The following is a 21,877-nucleotide window of genomic DNA, read 5'->3' on the forward strand; positions in this document are numbered from 1 at the left end:
CGATGGCATCCGACGAACCGAACGTCAGCATCGGCCGTGCCGACAACTCCGCCTTCGCGTTCGGCGCCCACGCCCGCGCCGAGACGCACAACACCGCGGCCCCGGCGCGCGACGAGTCCGCCGAGCAGCTGCTGGCCGCCGTGCGGGAGCTGCGTGCCGACCTCGCCCGGCTGCGGGAGAACGAGCAGGTCGCCCGGCTGGACACCACCCTCGCCGACACCGAGGAGGAGATCACCCGGACCGGGACGGCCGGCGAGGGCCGCATACAGCGGCTGCGCGAGGTGCTCACGGACGCCCAGGGCATCCTGAGCCTGTTCGCGTCGGCCGGGGCCGTCGCCGGGCTGCTGGGAATGTGAGAGGGACGCCATGACCGGGGGACAGCGGTACTGGAACGAGGACGCCCAGCGCTGGGAGGACGGCGCCGGCGCCACCGCCTCGGCGACCCCGCCGCCCCCTCCGCCGCCGTCCTTCCAGCCGGCCGTGCCCGCGGCGGACCCGGGCGGCGTGACCGATCCCGACGCGCCGGCGGGCGGGGGCTGGTCCGTCCCGGAGCCGCCGAAGCCGCCGGGGTCCGCAGCTGCCGGGGCCCGGCCGTACGCCGGCCGGCGGCGGCTGGTGTGGGGTGTGCTGGGCGGAGCCGCGGCGGCGGGGGTCGCGGTGGCGCTGGTGCTGAGCCTGGTCGTCGGGGACGAGGGTGGGGGCGGTGGTGCCGACGACCGGGCGGGCGGTACGCGTACGAGCACCGCGCAGGACTCGCCGTCGCCGGCGGGGGAGTCGGAGGCGGTTCCCACGGAGCAGCCCTCCGAGTCCCCCGAGTCCTCCGAGCCGCCCGGCCCCGAGCCGTCGCGGCTGCCCGAGGGCTTCGAACTGCACGCCGACGCCGAGGGTTTCACCATCGCCCGGCCCACGGGGTGGGAACGGGAGACGGTGCCTTCGCAGCACGGCTTCGACGTCGTCAACTACCGCAGTCCGGACGGGTTCCAGCGGCTCCAGGTGTACGAGGTCGAGGAGCGCTCGCCGGAGGAGTCCTTCGACCTGTACCTGTCGGACAGGACACCGAAGCCGGACGGTTTCGAGCAGGTCGCCCTGGAGCCGTTCGGGGCGGACGGGGTGTCCGGGCTGCGCCTCGAGTACCGCGCGGACTCGCTGCGCGGCGAACCCGACGTGGGGAGCTGGCACGTGCAGGACCTGCGGTTCCGTACGTCGGCCGACGGCAAGGTGTACGCCATCGCCGCGTACGGCGCGCCCACGGACGGCGTCGACCCCGAGCTGGAGCTCGTCCTCACGGCGCTGAACCACTTCTGCCCACCGTCCGCGACGTGCGCCGGTCCGTCCTGACCTGAGGCGCGCCGGTCGCGGCCTGGCCCGGAGCACGGTGGTGCCGGTCATCCGGCCCCGTGGCGCGGGGCGTGCGGAGCCGGCTCCCGCCCGGCGCGGGCAGTCGTGCGGCTGGGAGCGGCACGGGTGTGCGCACGGGGTCCCCCTCTGGGGGAGGCGCCTCGTGCGCAGCGGGTCGCGGGGACACCCCCCGGCCCACCGCCGCGCCGGCGGGGCCCGGTCCACCCGCGTCCACGCCGCGTCCCGCGACCGGGTCCGCCCGTCGCGGAGGGCACCGCCGTCGGGGGCGCCCACGCGGACCGGTCGTGACGAAACGCACTCCGTGCATCGATTCCGCATGCATTCCGCCCGGCAGGGCAGGCGCACCCGGTCTCGCGGGTAGCAGGCATGTGACCCACGGGCGCGGAAGAGAACGGAAGGCAGTAACCGATCATGGCGGACAGCACAGAACTGCGGGCGCGCGACACCATTCACGCGGGAGGCGAGTGGCGGGCCGCCGTCTCCGGGGCCACCCGGGAGATCCTCGACCCGGCGGACGCCCGGCCGTTCGCCCTGGTCGCGGAGGGCGACGAGAAGGACGCCGACCTCGCGGTGGCGGCGGCGCGCCGCGCCTTCGACGAGGGGCCCTGGCCGCGCACCCCCGTCGCCGAGCGGGCCGCGCTGCTGCGCCGCGTCGCCGGCCTCCTGGTCCGGGACCGCGAGGAGCTGGGCCTCCTGGAGAGCCGGGACGCGGGCAAGACCGTCGAGGAGGGCCGCGTCGACATCGACTGCGTGGCCGACGCCTTCCGTTACTTCGCCGACCTGGTCGCCGCCGAGGCGCCCGGCCGGGTCGTGGACGCGGGCTCGCCCGACGTCCACAGCGTCGTCGTGCACGAGCCGGTCGGCGTGTGCGCCCTGATCACCCCCTGGAACTACCCGCTGCTCCAGGCCAGTTGGAAGATCGCCCCGGCGCTCGCCGCGGGCAACACCTTCGTGGTCAAGCCCAGTGAGATCACCCCGCTGACGACCGTCGCCCTGATCGGCCTGCTCACCGAGGCGGGACTGCCCGCAGGCGTCGCCAACCTCGTCACCGGCCCCGGCCACACCGTCGGCGCCCGGATGGCCGAGCACCCCGACGTGGACCTGGTCTCCTTCACCGGCGGCCTGGTCAGCGGCACCAAGGTCGCCCGGGCGGCCGCGCCGACCGTGAAGAAGGTCGCCCTCGAACTCGGCGGCAAGAACCCCAACGTGGTGTTCGCGGACGCCTGCGCCACCGAGGAGGGTTTCGACACCGCCGTCGACCAGGCCCTCAACGCGGCCTTCATCCACAGCGGCCAGGTCTGCTCGGCCGGTGCGCGCCTCATCGTCGAGGAGTCCGTGCGAGATCGTTTCGTCGCCGAACTCGCCCGCCGCGCCGAGAAGATCCGGCTCGGCCGGGGCACCGAGGACGGCGTCGAGTGCGGCCCGCTCGTCTCCGCGCAGCAGCGCGAGAAGGTCGAGGCGTACGTGGAGTCCGCGCTCAAGGAGGGCGCGGTGCTGCGCTGCGGCGGCAAGCGGCCCGAGCCGGCGCCCGAGCGCCCCGCGTCCGGCTACTTCTACGAGCCGACCGTCCTCGACCGCTGCCACCGCGAGATGCGCGTGGTGCGCGAGGAGGTCTTCGGGCCGGTCCTCACCGTCGAGACCTTCCGCACCGAGGACGAGGCCGTCGCCCTCGCCAACGACACCGAGTACGGCCTGGCCGGCGGAGTCTGGACGGCCGACCCGGGCCGCGCCCGCCGGGTGGCCGGACGGCTGCGCCACGGCACCGTGTGGATCAACGACTTCCACCCCTATCTCCCGCAGGCCGAGTGGGGCGGCTTCGGCAAGAGCGGCACCGGCCGCGAACTCGGCCCGGCGGGGCTCGCGGAGTACCGCGAGACCAAGCACGTCTACCAGAACCTGGCGCCGGCGCCGGTGCGTTGGTTCCGCGGCTGAGGCCGCCGCGTCCCGGCGGTGCCGCGTCGCCTCGTGGGCGGGTGCGGCGCCGCGGGGGCTGATCGCGCAGTTCCCCGCGCCCCTTCGGGGCGCCTCATGTCCTGGAGTACCTCCATGAACACACCTGTCTACGACTACGTCGTCATAGGCGGCGGGACCGCGGGTTCCGTCGTCGCCTCCCGCCTCACCGAGAACCCGGACGTCACCGTCGCCGTCATCGAGGGCGGCCCCAGCGACGTCGGCCGCGACGACGTGCTGACGCTGCGCCGCTGGATGGGCCTGCTCGGCGGCGAGCTCGACTACGACTACCCCACCACCGAGCAGCCACGCGGCAATTCGCACATCCGGCACAGCCGCGCCCGCGTCCTCGGCGGATGCTCCTCGCACAACACGCTCATCGCGTTCAAGCCGCTGCCGTCCGACTGGGACGAGTGGGAGCAGGCCGGCGCCAAGGGCTGGGGCGCCGTGCAGATGGAGGCGTACTACGCCCGGCTGAAGAACAACATCGTCCCGGTCGACGAAAAGGACCGGAACGCCATCGCCCGCGACTTCGTCGACGCCGCGCGGACCGCGCTCGAGGTGCCCCGCATCGAGGGCTTCAACAAGAAGCCGTTCCACGAGGGCGTCGGCTTCTTCGACCTCGCCTACCACCCCGAGAACAACAAGCGGTCCTCCGCGTCGGTGGCGTACCTGCACCCGGTGATGGACGAGCGGTCCAACCTGACGCTCTGGCTGGAGACCTGGGCGTACCGGCTGGAGCTGAACGGCACCCGCGCCGAGGGCGTCCACGTGCGCACCAAGGACGGCGAGGAGGTGCTGATCCGCGCCCGCAACGAGGTGGTGTTGTGCGCCGGCGCCGTCGACTCGCCGCGGCTGCTGCTGCACTCCGGCATCGGGCCGCGCGCCGACCTGGAGGCGCTCGGCATCCCCGTGGCGCACGATCTGCCCGGGGTCGGCGAGAACCTGCTCGACCACCCCGAGTCGGTGATCGTGTGGGAGACCGAAGGCCCCATCCCGGAAAACTCGGCGATGGACTCCGACGCCGGTCTGTTCGTGCGCCGCGACCCCGGCCACGCCGGTCCCGACCTGATGTTCCACTTCTACCAGATCCCGTTCACGGACAATCCGGAGCGACTGGGCTACCGGCGGCCGGAGTTCGGGGTGTCCATGACGCCGAACATCCCCAAGCCGAAGAGCCGCGGCCGGCTGTACCTCACCAGCGCCGACCCCGAGGTCAAGCCGGCGCTGGACTTCCGGTACTTCACCGACGAGGACGACTACGACGGCCGCACGCTGGTGGACGGCATCCGCATCGCCCGCGAGATCGCGAAGACCGAACCCCTCGCGCACTGGCTCAAGCGTGAGGTGGCACCCGGTCCCGACATCACCGGCGACGAGGAGCTGAGCGAGTACGCCCGCAAGGTCGCGCACACCGTCTACCACCCGGCCGGCACCTGCAAGATGGGCGCCGCCGACGACGAGACCGCGGTCGTGGACCCCGAGCTGCGGATCCGGGGCCTGCAGGGCATCCGCGTCGCCGACGCCTCCGTCTTCCCGACCATGACCGCCGTCAACCCGATGATCGGTGTGCTGATGGTCGGCGAGCGCGCCGTCGACCTCATCGGCGGTGATGCCCGATGAGCGCGCCGACCGCGGCCGTCGCCGCCGCCGACTCCGCCCCCGCGTCCGGCGCGGAGGCCCCGCCCGTCTTCTCCGTCGACGGACTGTGGAAGGTCTTCGGGCCCCGCGCCGACAGGGTGCCCGCCGACCCCGCACTCGCCTCCCTCGACGCGGCCGAGCTGCGCGCCCGCACCGGCTGCACGGCCGCCGTGCGGGACGTCTCCTTCGACGTCCGCAAGGGCGAGGTCTTCGTCGTCATGGGCCTGTCCGGGTCCGGCAAGTCCACGCTGGTGCGCTGTCTGACCCGGCTGATCGAGCCGACCGCGGGCCGCATCGTCATCGACGGCGAGGACGTCCGCGCCATGGACAAGGCGCGGCTGCGGGAACTGCGGCGCCATCGCGCCGCCATGGTCTTCCAGCACTTCGGCCTGCTGCCGCACCGCACCGTCCTCGACAATGTCGCCTACGGCCTGGAGATCCAGGGGATGGGCCGCGCCGCGCGGCGCGAGAAGGCCGCCGAGGTCGTCGCCAAGGTCGGCCTCGCCGGCATGGAGCAGCGCCGGCCCGCCCAGCTCTCCGGCGGCCAGCGCCAGCGGGTCGGGCTGGCCCGCGCGCTCGCCGTCGACCCCGAGGTGCTGCTGTTCGACGAGCCGTTCAGCGCGCTCGACCCGCTGATCCGGCGCGACATGCAGGACGAGGTGGCCCGGCTGCACCGTGAGGAGGGCCGCACGATGGTCTTCATCACGCACGACCTCCAGGAGGCACTGAGGCTGGGTGACCGCATCGCCCTGATGCGGGACGGCCGGGTGGTCCAGCTCGGCACCCCCGAGGAGATCGTGGGCGCGCCCGCCGACGACTACGTGCGCGCGTTCGTCCAGGACGTCCCGCGCGAGCAGGTCCTGACCGTGCGGACGGCCATGCGTCCCGCCTCGCCGGCGGAACGGACGGCCACCGGCCCGACGGTCGCCCCCGGCACCACCGTCTCGGAGGCCATAGAAACGGTCGCCGCCGCCGGCGCCCCCGCCCGCGTCCTGGACGAGGGCGAGTGCGTGGGCGTCGTCGACGCGGAGACCCTGCTCCACGTGGTGGCCGGCCACTCCGCGCCCTCGGACGCCGCCGACCGCAGCGTTGCCGAGCCGGACGCGGGCGGTCCCGTCGACGGAGCGGCGGGGCGGCCGGCCGATTCCGGCGGAGGCGAGGGCGCCTCCACCACCGCCGACGGTTCCGCCGTCGCCGGAAGCGCGAAGGCGGGCACGTCCGCATCCGCGGACGAGGCCGGTGAGGCCCCGGCCGGCCCCGCCGCGAGTGAGGAGTCCGTCTGATGGCGGCGCTCACCGCTACCGTGCGGGACACCGCGGCGCCCGGCCTGTTCCGCAGGCCCGCCGTCCGCAAGCTCGGCGTGCTGCTGCTCCTCGCCGCTCTCGTCGTGCCGTTCGTGGCGGGGCGGTGGGGGAGCGGGGCCTGGCCCGGGGCGCTGACCGTCGACCTGTCCGGACCGCTCGGCACCGCCAGCGACTGGATCGTCGACAACCGCGACTCCCACCCCCTGTTCCTCTACTTCCTCGGCCACGTCAGCAACGCCGTCGTCATCGCCGTACGCGCCGTCTACCTCGCCCTCCTCGCCGTCGGCTGGGCGGGAGTCACCGCGGTGGCCTCGCTGACCGCCTGGCGCGTCGCGGGGATCCGGCAGGCGCTCGGGACCGCCGCCGCGTTCCTCGCCTGCGGACTGCTGGGCATGTGGGTGCCCACCATGCAGACCCTCGCCCTCATGGTGGTCGCGGTCGCCGCGTCCGTCGTGGCGGGCGCGCTGCTCGGGCTCGCGGCCGGACTGTCCGACCGTATGCACCGGGCGCTGCGCCCGGTGCTCGACACCATGCAGGTCCTGCCGGCCTTCGCCTACCTGCTGCCGGTCGTGCTGGTCTTCGGCATCGGCGTCCCCGCGGCCGTGCTGGCCACGGTCGTCTACGCAGCCCCGCCGATGGCCCGGCTCACCGCGCTGGGGCTGCGCGGCGCGGACAAGGAGGTGCTGGAGGCCGTCGAGTCGCTCGGGACGACCGCACGCCAGCGCCTGCTGACCGCCCGCATCCCGCTGGCCCGCAAGGAACTCCTGCTCGGCCTCAACCAGACGATCATGATGGCGCTGTCCATGGCCGTCATCGCCTCGGTGATCGGCGCGGGCGGCCTCGGCGACCGCGTCTACCAGGCGCTCGCCTCGGTCGACGTGGGTGCCGCGCTCGCCGCCGGTATCCCGATCGTGCTGCTGGCGGTCGTGCTGGACCGGGTCACCGGCGCGGCCGGCGCCCGCCTCGGCGACGCCCCCGCCCCGAACAGCCGCGCGCTGTGGGCGTACGCCCTGCTCGGCGCGGTCGTCGTCGCGGCCGTGGGACGTCTCGCGGGCCGGCTGGAGTGGCCGGAGAGCTGGGTCGTCGGCATCGCCGAGCCGGTCAACCGGGCCGTCGACTGGATGACCGCGCACCTGTACTCGGGCGTGCCCGTGGTCGGCGGCACCGCCGACTGGGCGGGCCGCTTCACCACCTGGGTGCTCGACCCGCTCCGCGACGGACTCCAGTGGCTGCCCTGGTGGAGCGTGCTGCTCGTCGTCGCCGCCCTGGCCTGGCTGATCGGCACCTGGCGCACCGCGCTCACCGCCGTGCTCGCGATGGCCGCCATCGGCGTGCTCGGCGTGTGGGGGCCGTCGCTGGACACCCTGTCGCAGGTCCTCGCCGCCGTCGCCGTGACCCTCGTGACCGGCTTCGCCGCGGGCATCGCCGCCGCGCGCAGCGACCGCGTCGAGCGGCTGCTGCGGCCGGTGCTGGACGTGTTCCAGACGATGCCGCAGTTCGTGTACCTGATCCCGGTGGTCGCCCTGTTCGGCGTGGGCCGCGCCCCGGCGGTCGCCGCCGCGGTCGTCTACGCGCTGCCCGCCGTCGTCCGCATCACCGCCCAGGGCCTGCGCCAGGTCGACCCGGCCGCCCTGGAGTCGGCGCGCTCGCTCGGCGCGAGCGGCGCCCAGCAGCTGCGGCAGGTGCAGCTGCCGCTGGCCCGCCCGGCCCTGCTGCTCGCCGTCAACCAGGGTGTGGTCCTGGTCCTGGCCGTGGTCATCATCGGCGGCCTGGTCGGCGGCGGCGCCCTCGGCTACGACGTCGTCTTCGGTCTTGCGCAGGGCGACCTGGCGACCGGTCTGGTGGCCGGCGCCGCGATCGTCTGCCTGGGCCTGATGCTCGACCGGGTCACCCAGCCCACCGGACGCCGCGCGACGAAGGGAGCGTGACATGCGGATCCGTACGATGCCCGCCGTGGCGGCCGGCTGCGCCCTCCTGCTGCTGACCGGCTGCGGGGCCGCCGACATGACCAAGCAGGCCTCGCCGTTCGCCAACGCGCGCGGGGCGAGGACGGTCACCCTGTCGGTGCAGTCCTGGGTCGGCGCCCAGGCCAACGTGGCCGTCGCCCAGTACCTGCTGGAGCACGAGCTGGGCTACCGCGTCGACACCGTGCAGGTCGACGAGGTGCCCGCCTGGGACGCCCTCAGCCAGGGCCGCGTGGACGCGATCCTGGAGGACTGGGGCCACCCCGAGCAGGAACAGCGGTACGTCGAGGACAAGAAGACCATCGTCAAGGGCGGAGACCTGGGCGTCACCGGGCACATCGGCTGGTTCGTGCCGACGTACTTCGCCAAGCAGCACCCGGACGTCACCGACTGGAAGAACCTCAACAAGTACGCCGACCGGTTCCGCACCCCGGAGAGCGGCGGCAAGGGCCAGCTCCTCGACGGCTCCCCCTCCTACGTCACCAACGACAAGGCGCTGGTGAAGAACCTCGAGCTGGACTACCGGGTGGTGTTCGCCGGCTCCGAGGCCGCGCAGATCACCCAGATCCAGCAGTTCGCCAAGGAGAAGAAGCCGTTCCTCACCTACTGGTACACGCCCCAGTGGCTGTCCGAGCGGGTGCCGATGACGGAGGTGAGGCTGCCGCCGTACGAGGAGGGCTGCGACGCGGACCCGGAGAAGGTCGCCTGCGCCTACCCGCACACCCCGCTGCAGAAGTACCTCAACGCGGACTTCGCGCGCGGCGGCGGCAAGGCGGCGGAGCTGCTCCGGAACTTCGAGTGGAGCACCGAGGACCAGAACGAGGTCTCCCTGATGATCGCCGAGCAGAAGCTGTCGCCCCGCGAGGCGGCGGAGAAGTGGGTGGACAGCCACCGCTCCGTCTGGGAGAAGTGGCTGCCCTGAGACACGTCTAGGGCCTGTTGCGAAAGTGCTGGTCATAGCCATTCATTGATGGCTGCGACCAGCACGGTCGCTTCGTAGCGGACGGCGAGTTTGTCGTACCTCGTGGCGACAGCCCGGTGGCGTTTGAGCCGGTTGATCCCGCACTCGACCGCGTGCCGCTGCTTGTAGTCGTCCTTGTCGAACATCGGCGGCCGCCCGCCACGCGATCCGCGCTTGAGGCGGTTGCGGACCCGGTCCGCCGGAACCGGGATGGTGGCCTTGATCCCGCGTCTGCGCAGGTAGGAGCGATTGCCACGGGAGTCGTACGCCTTGTCGGCCCGCACCCGGTCCGGACGCTTGCGCGGCCTGCCCAGTCCCAGCCGCGGAACCCGGATGGCTTCCAGGACCGGCTCGAACTGCGGGGAGTCGCCCCGCTGCCCGGCCGTGATCACCACGGACAAGGGCTTCTGCCCCTGCTCGACCGCGAGGTGGATCTTGCTGGTCAGTCCGCCGCGGGAGCGTCCGAGGCCGTGGTCGGCCGGCTCGACGAAGATCCCGCCGGGCGGCTCCTTCTGGAGGTCCCCTTTTTCGCCGCTCCGGCGGCGTGCTGGTGGGCCCGGCAGACGGTGGAGTCGACGTTGACATCCCAGGTGATCAGGCCCTTGGCGTCCGCCTCGGCCTGGAGCTGGGTGAGGATCCTCGCCCAGGTGCCGTCCCGCTGCCAGCGCCGGAACAGGTCATAGACCCGGTCCCACGGCCCATAACGTTCGGGCACGTCCCGCCACGGAGCACCGGTCCGGGTCCGCCACCGTATCCCGTCTATCAACTGCCGCCGCGTCCACACCTGCGGCCGGCCCGGCTTGATGCCCGTCGGCAGCAGAGGCTCAAGCCGGGCCCACTGGCCATTCGTCAGATCCCCACGTCCCACAGGACATGATCATCAACGAACAAGATCCACTTTTGCAACAGACCCTAGCCGTGCTGTCCCGGCTGGTAGTGACCGGGCGCCATCCGGCAGGTCACGCCGAACCGGTTCCAGGCGTTGATCACCGCGATGGAGGCGATCAGCTGGGACAGCTCCGCCTCGTCGAACTGCTTCGCGGCCCGCTCGTACACCTCGTCCGGGACGAAGCCCTCGGTGAGGACGGTGACCGCCTCGGTCAGCTCGATCGCGGCGATCTCCTTCGCCGTGTAGAAGTGCCGCGACTCCTCCCACGCGGAGAGCTGGACGATCCGCTCGACGCTCTCGCCCGCCGCCAGGGCGTCCTTGGTGTGCATGTCCAGGCAGAACGCGCAGTGGTTGAGCTGCGAGGCGCGGATCTTGACCAGCTCGGCCAGCTTCGGGTCAAGACCCTTCCGGGCCGCGGCGTCCAGCCGGACCATCGCCTTGTAGACCTCGGGGGCGTGCTTCGCCCACTCCATGCGGGCGGGCTCCTCCGCCGCGTAGGGAACCGTCCCGGTCGTGTCGGTGTTCGTCATGCCGTCGACCCTAGAAGCCGGGCAGCCCAGGAGTATGGTCCAGTTCCATGGCGGAACGCTGGGCCACTTTCGGCATCGACCTCCACCTGGACCCGAGCGGGCCCGGGCTGCGGCGCGGCCTCACCGACGCCCTGCGGGAAGCCGTCCGCGGCGGCCGGCTCGCCCCCGGCACCCGGCTGCCCTCCTCCCGCTCCCTCGCCGCCGACCTGGGCATCGCCCGCAACACCGTCGCCGACGCCTACGCCGACCTGATCGCCGAGGGCTGGCTCACCGCCCGCCAGGGCTCCGGCACCCGCGTCGCCCCGCGCGCCGTCCCCGAACACCCGGCCGCCCCCACGCCCCGCCGCACCCCCGGCCGGCTCCCGTACAGCCTGATGCCCGGCACCCCCGACCTCGCCTCCTTCCCGCGCGGCGAGTGGCTCCGGGCCACCCGCCGCGCCCTCGCCGCCGCACCCCACGACGCCCTCGGCTACGGCGACCCGCGCGGCCGCCCGGAACTCCGCGAGGCCCTCGCCGGATACCTCTCCCGGGTCCGGGGCGTGCGCGCCGACCCCGGGCACGTCGTCGTCTGCTCCGGCTTCTCCCACGGCCTCCAGCTGCTGTCCGAGGTGCTGCGCGCCCGCGGCGCCCGCACCCTCGCCGTCGAGCCCTACGGCCTCGACGTCCACTGGGACCTGATCCACCGCGCCGGCCTGAAGACCGTGCCGCTCGCCCGGGACGCCCTCGGCACCCGCGCCCAGGACCCGGGCGACGCCGACGCGGTGCTGCTCAACCCGGCCCACCAGTTCCCGCTCGGCGGGGCGCTGCGCCCGGAGCGCCGGGCCGCCGTGGTCGAGTGGGCGCGCCGCACCGGCGGCCTGATCCTGGAGGACGACTACGACGGCGAGTTCCGCTACGACCGCCAGCCCGTCGGCGCCCTCCAGGACCTCGACCCCGGGCGGGTGGTCCACCTCGGCACCGCCAGCAAGTCCCTCGCCCCCGGCCTGCGGCTGGGCTGGATGGTGGTGCCGCCGTGGCTGCTGCCGGACGTCGTCGACCACGGCGGCGGCAGCACGGTCAGCGTCGTCGAACAGCTCGCCATCGCCGAGTTCCTGGCCTCCGGCGCCTACGACCGCCAGGTCCGCGCCGCCCGCCTGCGCTACCGCCGCCGCCGGGACGCCCTCGTGAAGGCCCTCGCCGACGGGGCGCCCCACGTCCGCGTCACCGGCATCGCGGCCGGACTGCACGCCGTGCTCGAACTGCCGCCCGGCACCGAGCAGTCGGTCCAGCGGTCGGCCGTCTGGCAGGGGCTCGCCGTCAAGGGCCTGGACTCCTTCCGCCACCCCGGCGTCACCGATCCCGTCGGCGACGCCCTCGTGGTCGGCTACGCCACCCCGCCCGACCACGCCTGGAACGGCACCCTGGACGCGCTGCTCCGCTCCCTGCCGTGACCGCGGTTCCGCCGCCTCCGTGACCGGCGTTCGTGGATTCTGCGTGAGCGTCCACCGGCCATATCCCGGCACACGGTGACAAACCATCAGCGGGAACGCGGGCGGGACCGGGGGCTCCTGTGCGGCCCGCCCCGACGGTCTCTAGGCTGTCCGCCGCGAGCCGGGGCGACACGGGAACGGTCCGGCGCGACACGAGGGGGAGCGAAAGGCATGGCGCAGACACGGCGACGGCTGCGGTCCAGCACGGTGGTGCTGGGCGGCATGGGCGTGCTCGCGGCGGCACTGTCGGCCTGCGGGTCCGACCCGGACCGGCGGTGCGTGGACCGCGACAGCTACACCCTCGGCGACGGGTACAAGGTCGTCTCCGACAAGAACTGCTCCGGCGGCTCCTCCGGCTCCCGGAGCACGAGCAGGTCCCGCACCACCGACGCCGACTGGTACTACGACTCCGACGTCCGCAACGGCTACGCCGAGCACGGCACCTTCAGCCGCAGCGAGGCCGTCGACCGGGGCGGCTTCGGCTGCTCCGGCAGCGGCGGCGGCTGAGCCGCCGTGGAACGGCGCACCATCGAACCCCGCCCCGGCTGGCAGCAGACCGTCGAGGAACAGGGGCTCGTCTACCCGCTGACCCGCTACCCCGACGACTCCCTGCGCCCCTACTGGGACGAGAGCGCCTACTACGTCTTCGGCCTGGACGAGGTCGAGGCGCTGGAGGAGACCGTCGAGGAACTGCACGCGATGAGCCTGGCCGCGGCCGGGCACATCGTCACCGAGGGCCGCTTCGCCGACCTCGGCATCACCGACCCCCGGGTCGTGGACGCCGTCACCGAGTCCTGGCGCCGCAGGGACGAACTGCCGTCCCTGTACGGCCGCTTCGACCTCCGCTACGACGGCACCGGCCCGGCGAAGCTGCTGGAGTACAACGCGGACACCCCGACCTCCCTGGTGGAGGCTGCTTCACCGCAGTGGTTCTGGATGGAGGAGCGCTTCCCCGGCGCCGACCAGTGGAACTCCCTGCACGAACGGCTCGTCGACGCCTGGAAGAAGCAGTCCGCGCTGCTCCCGCCGGGCAGCCCGCTGTACTTCGCCCACACGGCGGGCGACGAGTGCGGCGAGGACCTGATGACCGTCGCCTACCTCAAGGAGACCGCCGAACAGGCGGGCCTGGAGACCGACTGGCTCGCCATGGAGGAGATCGGCTGGGACCGTCTCTCCGGCCGCTTCGTCGACAACCGCCTGCGGTTCATCCGCAGCATCTTCAAGCTGTACCCGTGGGAGTGGCTGACCACCGACCGCTTCGCCGGTCATGTGCTCGACACCCTCGACAACGGCGGCGGCACCGGCTCCACCCTGTGGATCGAACCCGCCTGGAAGATGCTGCTCAGCAACAAGGCGCTGCTGGCGATCCTCTGGGAGCTCCACCCCGGCCACCCCAACCTCCTCCCCTCCTACCTCGACGGCCCCCGCGAACTGGCGGACACCACCGGCTGGGTCGCCAAGCCGCTGCTGGGCCGCGAGGGCGCCGGCGTCACCGTGCACCCGTCCGGCACCGCCCCGGCGCCCCTTGACGAGCCCTGCTGCTACCAGCAGCTCGCCCCGCTGCCCGACTTCGACGGCAACCGCGTCGTCCTCGGCACCTGGGTGGTGGAGAACGAGGCCGCCGGCCTCGGCATCCGCGAGTCCTCCGGCCTGGTCACCGACGGGTACGCCCGCTTCCTGCCGCACGTCATCCTCTGACCGGCGGCCCCCGCGGCCGGAGCGGGCCGGGCACTCCCGCATCGCGGACACCCGCCGCGCCCGCCCGGCCCACCCGGTAACCTGGCCCGCGGGCCGTGACTGGCGCGCTGGGATGGGACCAACCATCGGGGAGCGGCCCGCGAGAAACGTGCCGTGCGCCTGGGCCATCCGTACCGTGAACGCTGAACGCTACGTCCGGAGGTCCCCATGTCTGCCGAGCAGCCGCTCACCCCCGAGTCCACCGCCTTCCGCTCCGCCCTCGACGTGATCCGCGCCGTCGAGCCGCGCGTCGCCGACGCCATCGGGCAGGAGGTCGCCGACCAGCGCGAGATGCTCAAGCTGATCGCCTCCGAGAACTACGCCTCCCCGGCCACCCTGCTGGCGATGGGCAACTGGTTCAGCGACAAGTACGCCGAAGGCACCGTCGGCCGCCGCTTCTACGCCGGCTGCCGCAACGTGGACACGGTCGAGTCGCTCGCCGCGGAGCACGCCAAGGAACTGTTCGGCGCCCGCCACGCCTACGTCCAGCCGCACTCCGGCATCGACGCCAACCTGGTCGCCTTCTGGGCCGTCCTCGCCGACCGCGTCGAGGCGCCCTTCCTGGAGAAGACCGGCGTCCGCCAGATCAACGACCTCTCCGAGGCCGACTGGGCCGAGCTGCGCCAGGCCTTCGGCAACCAGCGCATGCTCGGCATGTCCCTGGACGCCGGCGGCCACCTCACCCACGGCTTCCGGCCCAACATCTCCGGCAAGATGTTCGACCAGCGCTCCTACGGCACCGACCCGGCCACCGGTCTGATCGACTACGAGGCGCTGCGCGCCACCGCCCGTGAGTTCAAGCCGCTGATCCTCGTCGCCGGCTACTCCGCATACCCCCGTCTCGTGAACTTCCGGATCATGCGGGAGATCGCCGACGAGGTCGGCGCCACGCTCATGGTCGACATGGCGCACTTCGCGGGTCTCGTCGCCGGCAAGGTCCTCACCGGCGACTTCGACCCCGTGCCGCACGCCCAGATCGTCACCACCACCACCCACAAGTCGCTGCGCGGCCCGCGCGGCGGCATGGTGCTGTGCGACGACTCCCTCAAGGACCAGGTCGACCGCGGCTGCCCGATGGTCCTCGGCGGCCCGCTGCCGCACGTCATGGCCGCGAAGGCGGTCGCCCTGGCCGAGGCGCGCCGGCCGTCCTTCCAGGACTACGCCCAGCGGATCGTCGACAACTCCCGAGCCCTCGCCGAGGGCCTGATGCGCCGCGGCGCCACCCTGGTGACCGGCGGCACCGACAACCACCTCAACCTGATCGACGTCGCCACCTCCTACGGCCTGACCGGCCGCCAGGCCGAGGCGGCGCTGCTCGACTCCGGCATCGTCACCAACCGCAACGCCATCCCGGCCGACCCCAACGGCGCCTGGTACACCTCCGGCATCCGGATCGGCACCCCGGCGCTGACCACGCGGGGGCTCGGCACGGCGGAGATGGACGAGGTCGCCGGCCTCATCGACCGCGTCCTCACCACCGCGCAGCCCGGCACCACCAAGTCCGGTGCGCCGTCCAAGGCGTCCCACGTGCTCGACGAGAAGGTCGCCGACGAGATCTCGCGCCGGGCCACCGATCTGGTCGCGGGCTTCCCGCTGTACCCGGAGGTCGACCTCGGCTGAGGCCGCCTGCCGGGTCCCGGCCGAGTCCCTGCCGGGTGCCTCGGTCAGACGTCCAGCAGTTCCTGGCGGGGGCCGTCGCCCCGGCCCCCGCGGTCGCGTACGGCGGCCGCTCCCCGGAGCGCGTACGGGCGCAGTACCAGGGTCAGGACGGCTCCCGCCGCCAGGCCCGGTACGGCCCACCACCAGGCGGCGCCGTCCGTGCCGTCGTCCGCGGCGGGGGCGGCCGCCTGGGCGGGGGCCATGTGCAGGTCCTCACGCGGGGTCGGCTGCGCCGCGGGGGCGGAGGCGCCGGTGGCTGTCACGCCCAGCTGCGAGAGCAGCGCGCGGAGCTTCGCCGGGGACGTGGCGCGGTGCCAGACGCCGTCGTCGCCGTCGGTGATGCGGGTGGAGGTGTGTATCCATGCCTCCTGGCTGCCGTCCGGGAGGGCGATCTGGTCCACCCGCCACGGGGTCACGTCGTGGACCATCCACGTCACGTTGATGTGCTGGCCCGAGGCGGTCGCGAGGCGGGGCGGCTTGGTGCGGGTGCCCTGGTGCAGGGGGCCGAGCAGGCGCTCCAGCTCCGTGTAGCGCTTGTCGGCGTGGTACAGCGAGGCAGTCTTTCCGGTGGTCGCCGAGACGATCAGGACGCTGGTGGGGCCTCCTGCGGAGGCGGGTGGGCTGCTCCACAGGAGCAGGGCCGTCACCGCGATCATGATCGCCGTCAGGTGTCGTCCTGCGCCGTCCTTCCAGGTGTGCATGTCGGTCCCCCACGTGGCTGTTGAACCCTGTGCGGCTTGCTGGGCGAGCCGCCTGACATCTTTGGTACACCGGCCGGTGCGGTGGGGTTCCCGTCGGGCCTGGGGCTGCGCCCCAGACCCCCTTTCGGCCCTTCGGGCCTCGTCCTCAAACGCCGGACGGGCTGGAATTGGAGGTCGCGATCTCGTGGGCCCGGGTGCGAGACCAGACCCCCTCCAGGCGAAGCGTCACCTCACCCGTGGGGCTCCACAGCAGTGTCGGCCCCGCCGTGCGCTCCTCGCGGGTGAACCGGCGACCTTCCGCGTCGATCATCCAGAACGTCAGGACGTGAGGCCGCGGGAACCACAACGCCTGACCCCCCACGTCCAGCCACTCCGGCTGTTCCCGCACCGTCTTGGTGAACGTGAGGTCCAGGCGGCCCGGGAACTGGTCCAGGCGGATCGTGCGGCCGTCGTCGCTCCTCCAGCACAGGCTGACCAGGGACCGCCCGTGCGGCAGCGCGCCGACCGAGACCGCGTCCGGAGGGCCCAGTGCCTCCGGGACCACAGGAGTGAAGCCGGCCCGCCGCTCCGCCTCGTCCAGCGGCACCGGAGCGGCGCAGCCCGGCACCCGGGCGCCCGGGGAGGGCGCCGCCGACGGGTCGTGCCGTACCTGGACGCCGTGGAAGCCGAACCAGTCGCTCACGGTCGCCCGCACCGGGGGCGTCAGCACCAGCACCGTCAGCACACCGCACAGGGCGGCGAGCAGGGAGCGCAGGCGGGCGCGCGTCCAGCGCCGGACCGCGTGCAGGCGGGCAGGCCGGGGGGCCGGCTCCGGGACAGGGGTGTGCTCGGCGAGTATCCGGGCGAGCACCCGCTCCGCCATCGTCTCCGCGCCCGCCGTCCCGTCCGGGGCGTCCAGGGAGCGGCCGTAGGCGCGCAGCTCCTCGCGCAGGCGCCGCAGCTCCTCCTCCTGCCGTTCGTTCACGCCGGCGCACCCCCTTCCCGGGGCTGACCGGGACGGAAGTCAGGGAGCAGCCGCTGGAGCCGGCGCAGGGCGCGGTTCAGACGGGACTTCACCGTGCCCCGGGGCCAGCCCAGCGCCTCGGCCGTCTCCCGCTCGTCCATCTCCAGCAGATAGCGGTAGGTGACGACCAGCCGGTGCTCCTCGCTCAGCCGTTCCAATGCGGCCAGCAGGGCCGCGCGGCGCTCGGTCTCCAGTGTGGCGACGGCGGGGTCGGCCGACTCCGGTATCACCGGCTCGGCCCCGACGAGGGCCGCCTCCCGGCCGGCCAGGGTCGTCCTGCGTGCCGCCGCGCGCACTGTGTTCCTCGTCTCATTGGCCACGATCGACAACAGCCACGGCCGGAAGGCCGCGCCGTCCCGGAACCGCCCCAGAGCGCAGTACGCCTTCACGAAGGCCTGCTGCACCACGTCCTCCGCGTCCGGTCCCGCCCCGAGTGCGGCGGCCGCCCTGAGCGCGATGCCCGTATGGGCGCGCACCAGCTCCGCGTACGCCTCCGGCTGCCCGGCGCGTACACGTGCGATCACCGCGGCCTCATCGACGATGCGGCCCCCCTCCCGCGTCCTCACTCTCTTGTTACACCCCGCGGAACGGATCGGTTCCCACCTGTTCCCGGTCGGTTCCGGACCGCCTCCCGGAACCTGAGAGAATGGTGTGCATGGCGACTGACCGACCTCGCGTGCTCTCCGGAATTCAGCCCACAGCAGGCTCCTTCCACCTCGGCAACTACCTCGGTGCCGTCCGCCAGTGGGTGGCGCTCCAGGAGACCCACGACGCCTTCTACATGGTCGTCGACCTGCACGCGATCACGGTCCCGCAGGACCCGAAGGAGCTGCGGGCCAACACCCGGCTCGCCGCGGCCCAGCTGCTGGCCGCCGGTCTCGACCCGGACCGCTGCACCCTCTTCGTGCAGAGCCATGTGCCGGAGCACGCCCAGCTCGCCTGGGTGATGAACTGCATCACCGGGTTCGGCGAGGCCTCCCGCATGACCCAGTTCAAGGACAAGTCCGCCAAGCAGGGCGCCGACCGCGCCTCCGTCGGCCTGTTCACGTACCCGATCCTCCAGGTCGCGGACATCCTGCTCTACCAGGCCCACGAGGTGCCGGTGGGCGAGGACCAGCGCCAGCACATCGAGCTGACCCGCGACCTCGCCACGCGCTTCAACGGCCGGTTCGGCGACACCTTCACGCTCCCGAAGCCGTACATCCTCAAGGAGACGGCGAAGATCTACGACCTCCAGGACCCGGCGGTCAAGATGAGCAAGTCGGCGTCCACCCCCAAGGGCCTGATCAACCTGCTCGACGAGCCGAAGGCCACCGCCAAGAAGGTGAAGAGCGCCGTCACCGACACGGACACGGTGATCCGCTACGACGTGGCGGAGAAGCCCGGCGTCAGCAACCTGCTCACGATCTACTCGACCCTCACCGGCACCGGCATCCCCGAGCTGGAGGAGAAGTACGCGGGCAAGGGCTACGGCGCGCTCAAGACGGACCTGGCCGACATCATGGTCGACTTCGTGACCCCGTTCCGGGAGCGCACCCAGCAGTACCTGGACGACCCGGAGACGCTCGACTCGATCTTCGCCAAGGGGGCCGAGAAGGCGCGCGCCGTCGCCGCGGAGACCCTCGCCCAGGCGTACGAGCGGGTCGGCTTCCTGCCCGCCAAGCACTGAGCGCACCGGGCCGGGCACGGCACCGGCGCGGTGAACGGGCCCGCGGGCCCCGTCCGTACCACCGCACAGCGCTGTACATCACTCCGACTGCGCCTGCCCGCATCCGGGTCGTGGTCGTACAGTCGAGGAACGGGTGGCCGCTTCGGCGGTCGCCCGGACGCGCACCCGTTCCACCACCGCGCTTCACCACCACAACGACAGGAGACGACGTGGGGACCGTAACGATCGGTGTGTCGATCGCGGTCCCGGAGCCTCACGGCAGCCGGCTTCAGCAGCTGCGCGCGGGCTTCGGCGACGCCGCCGCCTACGGCATCCCCACGCACGTCACCCTGCTGCCGCCGACGGAGATCGCCGACACGGTCGTCCCGGCCGTCGAGGCGCACCTCGCCGAGGTCGCGGCGGCGGGCCGGCCGTTCCGGATGAGGCTGTCGGGCACGGGCACCTTCCGGCCGCTGTCGCCGGTGGTGTACGTCCGGGTCGTCGAGGGCGCCGAGGCCTGCACCCGGCTCCAGCAGCAGGTCCGCGACCCCTCCGGGCCGGTCGCCCGGGAGCTGCAGTTCCCGTACCACCCGCACGTCACCGTGGCGCACGGCATCGACGAGGCGGCCATGGACCGCGCCTACGAGGACCTCGCCGGCTACGAGGCCGCGTGGGCCTGCACCGGCTTCGCGCTCTACGAGCAGGGCGCCGACGCGGTGTGGCGCAAGCTGCGCGACTTCCCCTTCGGGACCGCCGTGGTGCCCCCGCAGGCCGGACACGTCGACCGGGGGTCGGTCTCCGCGCATTGACCCGGACGGCCGGGTCTCACACCGGCAGCCGGCGGAACACGCCGCGCGGCAGATGCCGCAGCGCCGACATCACCACGCGCAGCGCGCCCGGCACCCACACCGTCTCCGAGCGGCGCCGCAGCCCCAGCTCCACGGCCGTCGCCACCGCCTCCGGGGTGGTGGCCAGCGGCGCCTCGGGCAGCCCCGCCGTCATCCGGGTGCGCACGAACCCGGGGCGCACCACCATCACATGCACGCCCGTGCCGTACAGCGCGTCGCCGAGGCCCTGCGCGAACGCGTCCAGGCCGGCCTTGCTGGAGCCGTAGATGAAGTTGGCACGGCGGGCCCGCTCGCCCGCGACGGACGACAGCACCACCAGCGAGCCGTGCCCCTGCGCCTGGAGGGCGCCCGCGCAGACCAAGCCCGCGGAGACGGCGCCGGTGTAGTTGGTCTGCGCGACCCGTACCGCTGCCTGCGGGTCCCGCTCGTCGCGCGCCTGGTCGCCCAGGGTGCCGAAGGCGAGCAGCACCATGTCGACGTCGCCCTCGGCGAACACCTTGCCGAGCGCGTCCTCGTGCCCGGCCGGGTCGAGCGCGTCGAAGTCGACGGTGTGCACCTCGGCGCCGAGCGCGCGCAGCCGGCCGGCCGCCTCGTCGAGGCCGGGGGAGGGGCGGCCGGCCAGCCACACCGTGCGGGTGCGGCGGGCGATCAGCCGCCGCGCGACCGCCAGCGCGATCTCGGAGGTACCGCCGAGCACGAGCAGGGACTGGGGGAGGCCGAAGGCGTCCTTCACGACAGCTCCTCAGGGGGCCGGGAGAGGGGAGGGGGTCACAGGCGGAGGCGGCGGGACAGGTCCGAGGTGAACACCCCGCGCGGGTCCAGCTCGGCGCGCAGGGAGCGGAAGTCGTCCAGCCGGGGGTACATGGCCGCGAGCAGATCGGGGCGCAGCCGGGAGTCCTTGGCGAGGTAGACACGGCCGCCGGCGCCGGCGACCTCCTCGTCGAGCTCGTCGAGGAAGGCGCCGAGGCCGGGCAGCGACGCGGGGATGTCCAGCGCCAGGGTCCAGCCGGGCGCCGGGAACGACAGCCATCCCGGGTCGGCGTCCCCGAACCGCTTGAGGACGGCGAGGAACGACGGACAGCGGCGCTCGGAGATCCGGCGCACGATCCGGCGCAGGGTCTCCTCCCGGCCGTGCCCGACGACGAACTGGTACTGCACGAAGCCGCCCCGCCCGTAGATCCGGTTCCAGTGCGGCACGCCGTCCAGGGGATGGAAGAAGGCCGGGATCCGCTGCAGCTCCCCGGTCCGGGCACGGGGCGCCTTGCGGTACCAGAGCTCGTTGAACAGCCCCACGGTGGTCCGGCTGAGCAGGCCCTCCGGCACGAAGGAGGGGGCGGCGGGCAGACGGGAGGTGCGGAACGACAGCGGCTCCCGGCGGACGCGGGCGGAGCGCGGCAGGGCGTCCAGCGGGGCGTGGTCGCCGCGGGTGAGCACCGCGCGGCCGGTGGCCTTCCCGCGCGCCAGCAGGTCGATCCAGGCGACCGAGTAGCGGTACCGGTGGTCGGTGTCGGCGAGACGGGCCATCAGGTCGTCGAGGTCGGAGGCGCGTTCGGTGTCGACGGACATCCAGGAGGTCCGCACGGGCTGGAGCCGGACCGTCGCGGTGAGGATCACCCCGGTCAGCCCCATGCCGCCCGCGGTCGCCTCGAACAGCGGCGTGCCCGGCACCACGGTGCGGACCTGCCCGTCGGCGGTGAGCAGCTCGAACGACAGCACATGGCGCGAGAAGGACCCGCTGACGTGGTGGTTCTTGCCGTGGATGTCGGCGCCGACCGCCCCGCCGACGGTCACGTACCGGGTGCCGGGCGTCACCGGCACGAACCACCCGAGCGGCAGCAGCACCTCCATCAGCCGGTGCAGGGACACGCCCGCGTCGCACAGCACGGTGCCGCCGTCGGCGTCGATCGCGTGGATCCGGTCCAGGCCGGTCATGTCGAAGACCTCGCCGCCCGCGTTCTGCGCGGCGTCCCCGTACGCCCGGCCGAGACCGCGCGGGATGCCGCCGCGCGCCCCGCACCCCCGGACGGCGAGGACGGCCTCCTCGAACGTCCGCGGACGGATCAGCCGGGCGGCGGACGGAGCGGTGCGGCCCCACCCCGTGACGGAAACGGTGTCGGCAGGCATGACGGCGACCGTATCGCCCCTCTGTGAGCCGTTGGTTTTGAAACGTCAATCCCGTCCCCGAAACGGGTGATTAATGGGATGTCGTCCCGA

Annotated in this window: 20 protein-coding genes and 1 riboswitch; of the genes, 13 read left to right on the forward strand and 7 right to left on the reverse strand. The window is 73.3% G+C overall.

Features of this window, described 5'->3' with window-relative positions; all coding sequences use genetic code 11:
- Positions 1–2: 2 nt before the first annotated feature.
- The 7 genes from ACP7TJ_RS20375 (at position 3) to ACP7TJ_RS20405 (ending at position 9,140) form a co-directional block, all read left to right on the forward strand.
- A complete protein-coding gene (locus tag ACP7TJ_RS20375) occupies positions 3–356 on the forward strand; it encodes a hypothetical protein (protein WP_093769338.1) in 354 nt (117 codons plus the stop codon).
- 10 nt (positions 357–366) lie between these two features.
- Entirely contained in the window at positions 367–1,338 is a 972-nt protein-coding gene (locus ACP7TJ_RS20380) for a hypothetical protein (RefSeq protein ID WP_427764411.1), read from the forward strand.
- A 432-nt stretch (positions 1,339–1,770) separates the two neighbouring features.
- Positions 1,771–3,291, forward strand: a complete 1,521-nt coding sequence (locus tag ACP7TJ_RS20385) for an aldehyde dehydrogenase family protein (RefSeq protein ID WP_167741027.1) — start codon at positions 1,771–1,773, stop codon at positions 3,289–3,291.
- Positions 3,292–3,405: 114 nt separating this feature from the next.
- Positions 3,406–4,932: a GMC family oxidoreductase gene (locus ACP7TJ_RS20390; protein ID WP_427764416.1), complete on the forward strand. Its 1,527-nt coding sequence runs from the start codon at positions 3,406–3,408 to the stop codon at positions 4,930–4,932.
- On the forward strand, positions 4,929–6,233 hold the full coding sequence (locus tag ACP7TJ_RS20395) for a quaternary amine ABC transporter ATP-binding protein (RefSeq protein WP_401627271.1): 1,305 nt from the start codon (positions 4,929–4,931) through the stop codon (positions 6,231–6,233). Before ACP7TJ_RS20390 ends, ACP7TJ_RS20395 begins: the two co-directional genes overlap by 4 nt.
- The gene (locus tag ACP7TJ_RS20400) at positions 6,233–8,182 is read left to right on the forward strand and encodes an ABC transporter permease (protein ID WP_427764419.1); all 1,950 of its coding nucleotides are present in this window, start codon (positions 6,233–6,235) and stop codon (positions 8,180–8,182) included. Before ACP7TJ_RS20395 ends, ACP7TJ_RS20400 begins: the two co-directional genes overlap by 1 nt.
- Before the next feature lies 1 nt (position 8,183).
- Positions 8,184–9,140 carry an ABC transporter substrate-binding protein gene (locus tag ACP7TJ_RS20405; RefSeq protein ID WP_367559491.1) on the forward strand — a complete coding sequence of 319 codons (957 nt, stop codon included), beginning with the start codon at positions 8,184–8,186 and terminating at the stop codon, positions 9,138–9,140.
- A 32-nt stretch (positions 9,141–9,172) separates the two neighbouring features.
- Here the strand turns inward: ACP7TJ_RS20405 and ACP7TJ_RS20410 are convergent.
- Both ACP7TJ_RS20410 and ACP7TJ_RS20415 read right to left on the reverse strand, forming a co-directional pair.
- Positions 9,173–10,047 (reverse strand): IS5 family transposase gene (locus ACP7TJ_RS20410; RefSeq protein ID WP_427762645.1). Its coding sequence is split into 2 segments (ribosomal slippage): positions 9,173–9,654 and positions 9,654–10,047, totalling 876 coding nucleotides; the frame shifts between segments, so codons are not numbered across the junction.
- Between the two features lie 44 nt (positions 10,048–10,091).
- Complete coding sequence (locus ACP7TJ_RS20415) at positions 10,092–10,598, reverse strand: carboxymuconolactone decarboxylase family protein (RefSeq protein ID WP_367547273.1); 507 nt, start codon at positions 10,596–10,598, stop codon at positions 10,092–10,094.
- A gap of 47 nt (positions 10,599–10,645) precedes the next feature.
- Here ACP7TJ_RS20415 and ACP7TJ_RS20420 point away from each other — a divergent pair, with 47 nt between their 5' ends.
- The 4 genes from ACP7TJ_RS20420 to ACP7TJ_RS20435 all read left to right on the forward strand — a co-directional run bounded on the left by ACP7TJ_RS20420 (position 10,646) and on the right by ACP7TJ_RS20435 (position 15,424).
- Complete coding sequence (locus tag ACP7TJ_RS20420; RefSeq protein ID WP_427764424.1) at positions 10,646–12,028, forward strand: PLP-dependent aminotransferase family protein; 1,383 nt, start codon at positions 10,646–10,648, stop codon at positions 12,026–12,028.
- A 210-nt stretch (positions 12,029–12,238) separates the two neighbouring features.
- Positions 12,239–12,574: a hypothetical protein gene (locus ACP7TJ_RS20425; RefSeq protein ID WP_093769347.1), complete on the forward strand. Its 336-nt coding sequence runs from the start codon at positions 12,239–12,241 to the stop codon at positions 12,572–12,574.
- Between the two features lie 6 nt (positions 12,575–12,580).
- On the forward strand, positions 12,581–13,765 hold the full coding sequence (locus ACP7TJ_RS20430; protein WP_387619748.1) for a glutathionylspermidine synthase family protein: 1,185 nt from the start codon (positions 12,581–12,583) through the stop codon (positions 13,763–13,765).
- 85 nt (positions 13,766–13,850) lie between these two features.
- Positions 13,851–13,937: riboswitch (ZMP/ZTP riboswitch) on the forward strand.
- A gap of 35 nt (positions 13,938–13,972) precedes the next feature.
- Positions 13,973–15,424 carry a glycine hydroxymethyltransferase gene (locus ACP7TJ_RS20435; protein ID WP_167741020.1) on the forward strand — a complete coding sequence of 484 codons (1,452 nt, stop codon included), beginning with the start codon at positions 13,973–13,975 and terminating at the stop codon, positions 15,422–15,424.
- Positions 15,425–15,468: 44 nt separating this feature from the next.
- On the opposite strand, the gene ACP7TJ_RS20440 is transcribed toward ACP7TJ_RS20435, so the two are convergent.
- The 3 genes from ACP7TJ_RS20440 to ACP7TJ_RS20450 form a co-directional block, all read right to left on the reverse strand.
- Positions 15,469–16,164 (reverse strand): hypothetical protein, encoded by a 696-nt coding sequence (locus ACP7TJ_RS20440; RefSeq protein WP_427764429.1) that lies wholly within the window; start codon positions 16,162–16,164, stop codon positions 15,469–15,471.
- A gap of 145 nt (positions 16,165–16,309) precedes the next feature.
- Positions 16,310–17,128: a hypothetical protein gene (locus ACP7TJ_RS20445; RefSeq protein WP_427764432.1), complete on the reverse strand. Its 819-nt coding sequence runs from the start codon at positions 17,126–17,128 to the stop codon at positions 16,310–16,312.
- On the reverse strand, positions 17,125–17,691 hold the full coding sequence (locus ACP7TJ_RS20450; RefSeq protein ID WP_367462815.1) for an RNA polymerase sigma factor: 567 nt from the start codon (positions 17,689–17,691) through the stop codon (positions 17,125–17,127). The genes ACP7TJ_RS20445 and ACP7TJ_RS20450 overlap by 4 nt, the downstream gene beginning before the upstream one ends.
- Positions 17,692–17,822: 131 nt before the next feature.
- Between ACP7TJ_RS20450 and trpS the strand changes: the two genes are divergently transcribed.
- On the forward strand, positions 17,823–18,836 hold the full coding sequence (gene trpS, locus ACP7TJ_RS20455; RefSeq protein ID WP_167741017.1) for a tryptophan--tRNA ligase: 1,014 nt from the start codon (positions 17,823–17,825) through the stop codon (positions 18,834–18,836).
- Positions 18,837–19,045: 209 nt separating this feature from the next.
- Entirely contained in the window at positions 19,046–19,624 is a 579-nt protein-coding gene (locus tag ACP7TJ_RS20460; RefSeq protein WP_403161953.1) for a 2'-5' RNA ligase family protein, read from the forward strand.
- A 16-nt stretch (positions 19,625–19,640) separates the two neighbouring features.
- On the opposite strand, the gene ACP7TJ_RS20465 is transcribed toward ACP7TJ_RS20460, so the two are convergent.
- The gene (locus tag ACP7TJ_RS20465) at positions 19,641–20,396 is read right to left on the reverse strand and encodes a decaprenylphospho-beta-D-erythro-pentofuranosid-2-ulose 2-reductase (RefSeq protein WP_093769354.1); all 756 of its coding nucleotides are present in this window, start codon (positions 20,394–20,396) and stop codon (positions 19,641–19,643) included.
- A gap of 35 nt (positions 20,397–20,431) precedes the next feature.
- Positions 20,432–21,787 carry an FAD-binding oxidoreductase gene (locus ACP7TJ_RS20470; protein ID WP_189910540.1) on the reverse strand — a complete coding sequence of 452 codons (1,356 nt, stop codon included), beginning with the start codon at positions 21,785–21,787 and terminating at the stop codon, positions 20,432–20,434.
- Between the last annotated feature and the right edge of the window lie 90 nt (positions 21,788–21,877).

The sequence above is a fragment of the Streptomyces sp. DSM 41931 genome (genome assembly GCF_050271085.1).
Taxonomy (GTDB): Bacteria; Actinomycetota; Actinomycetes; order Streptomycetales; family Streptomycetaceae; genus Streptomyces; species Streptomyces albogriseolus.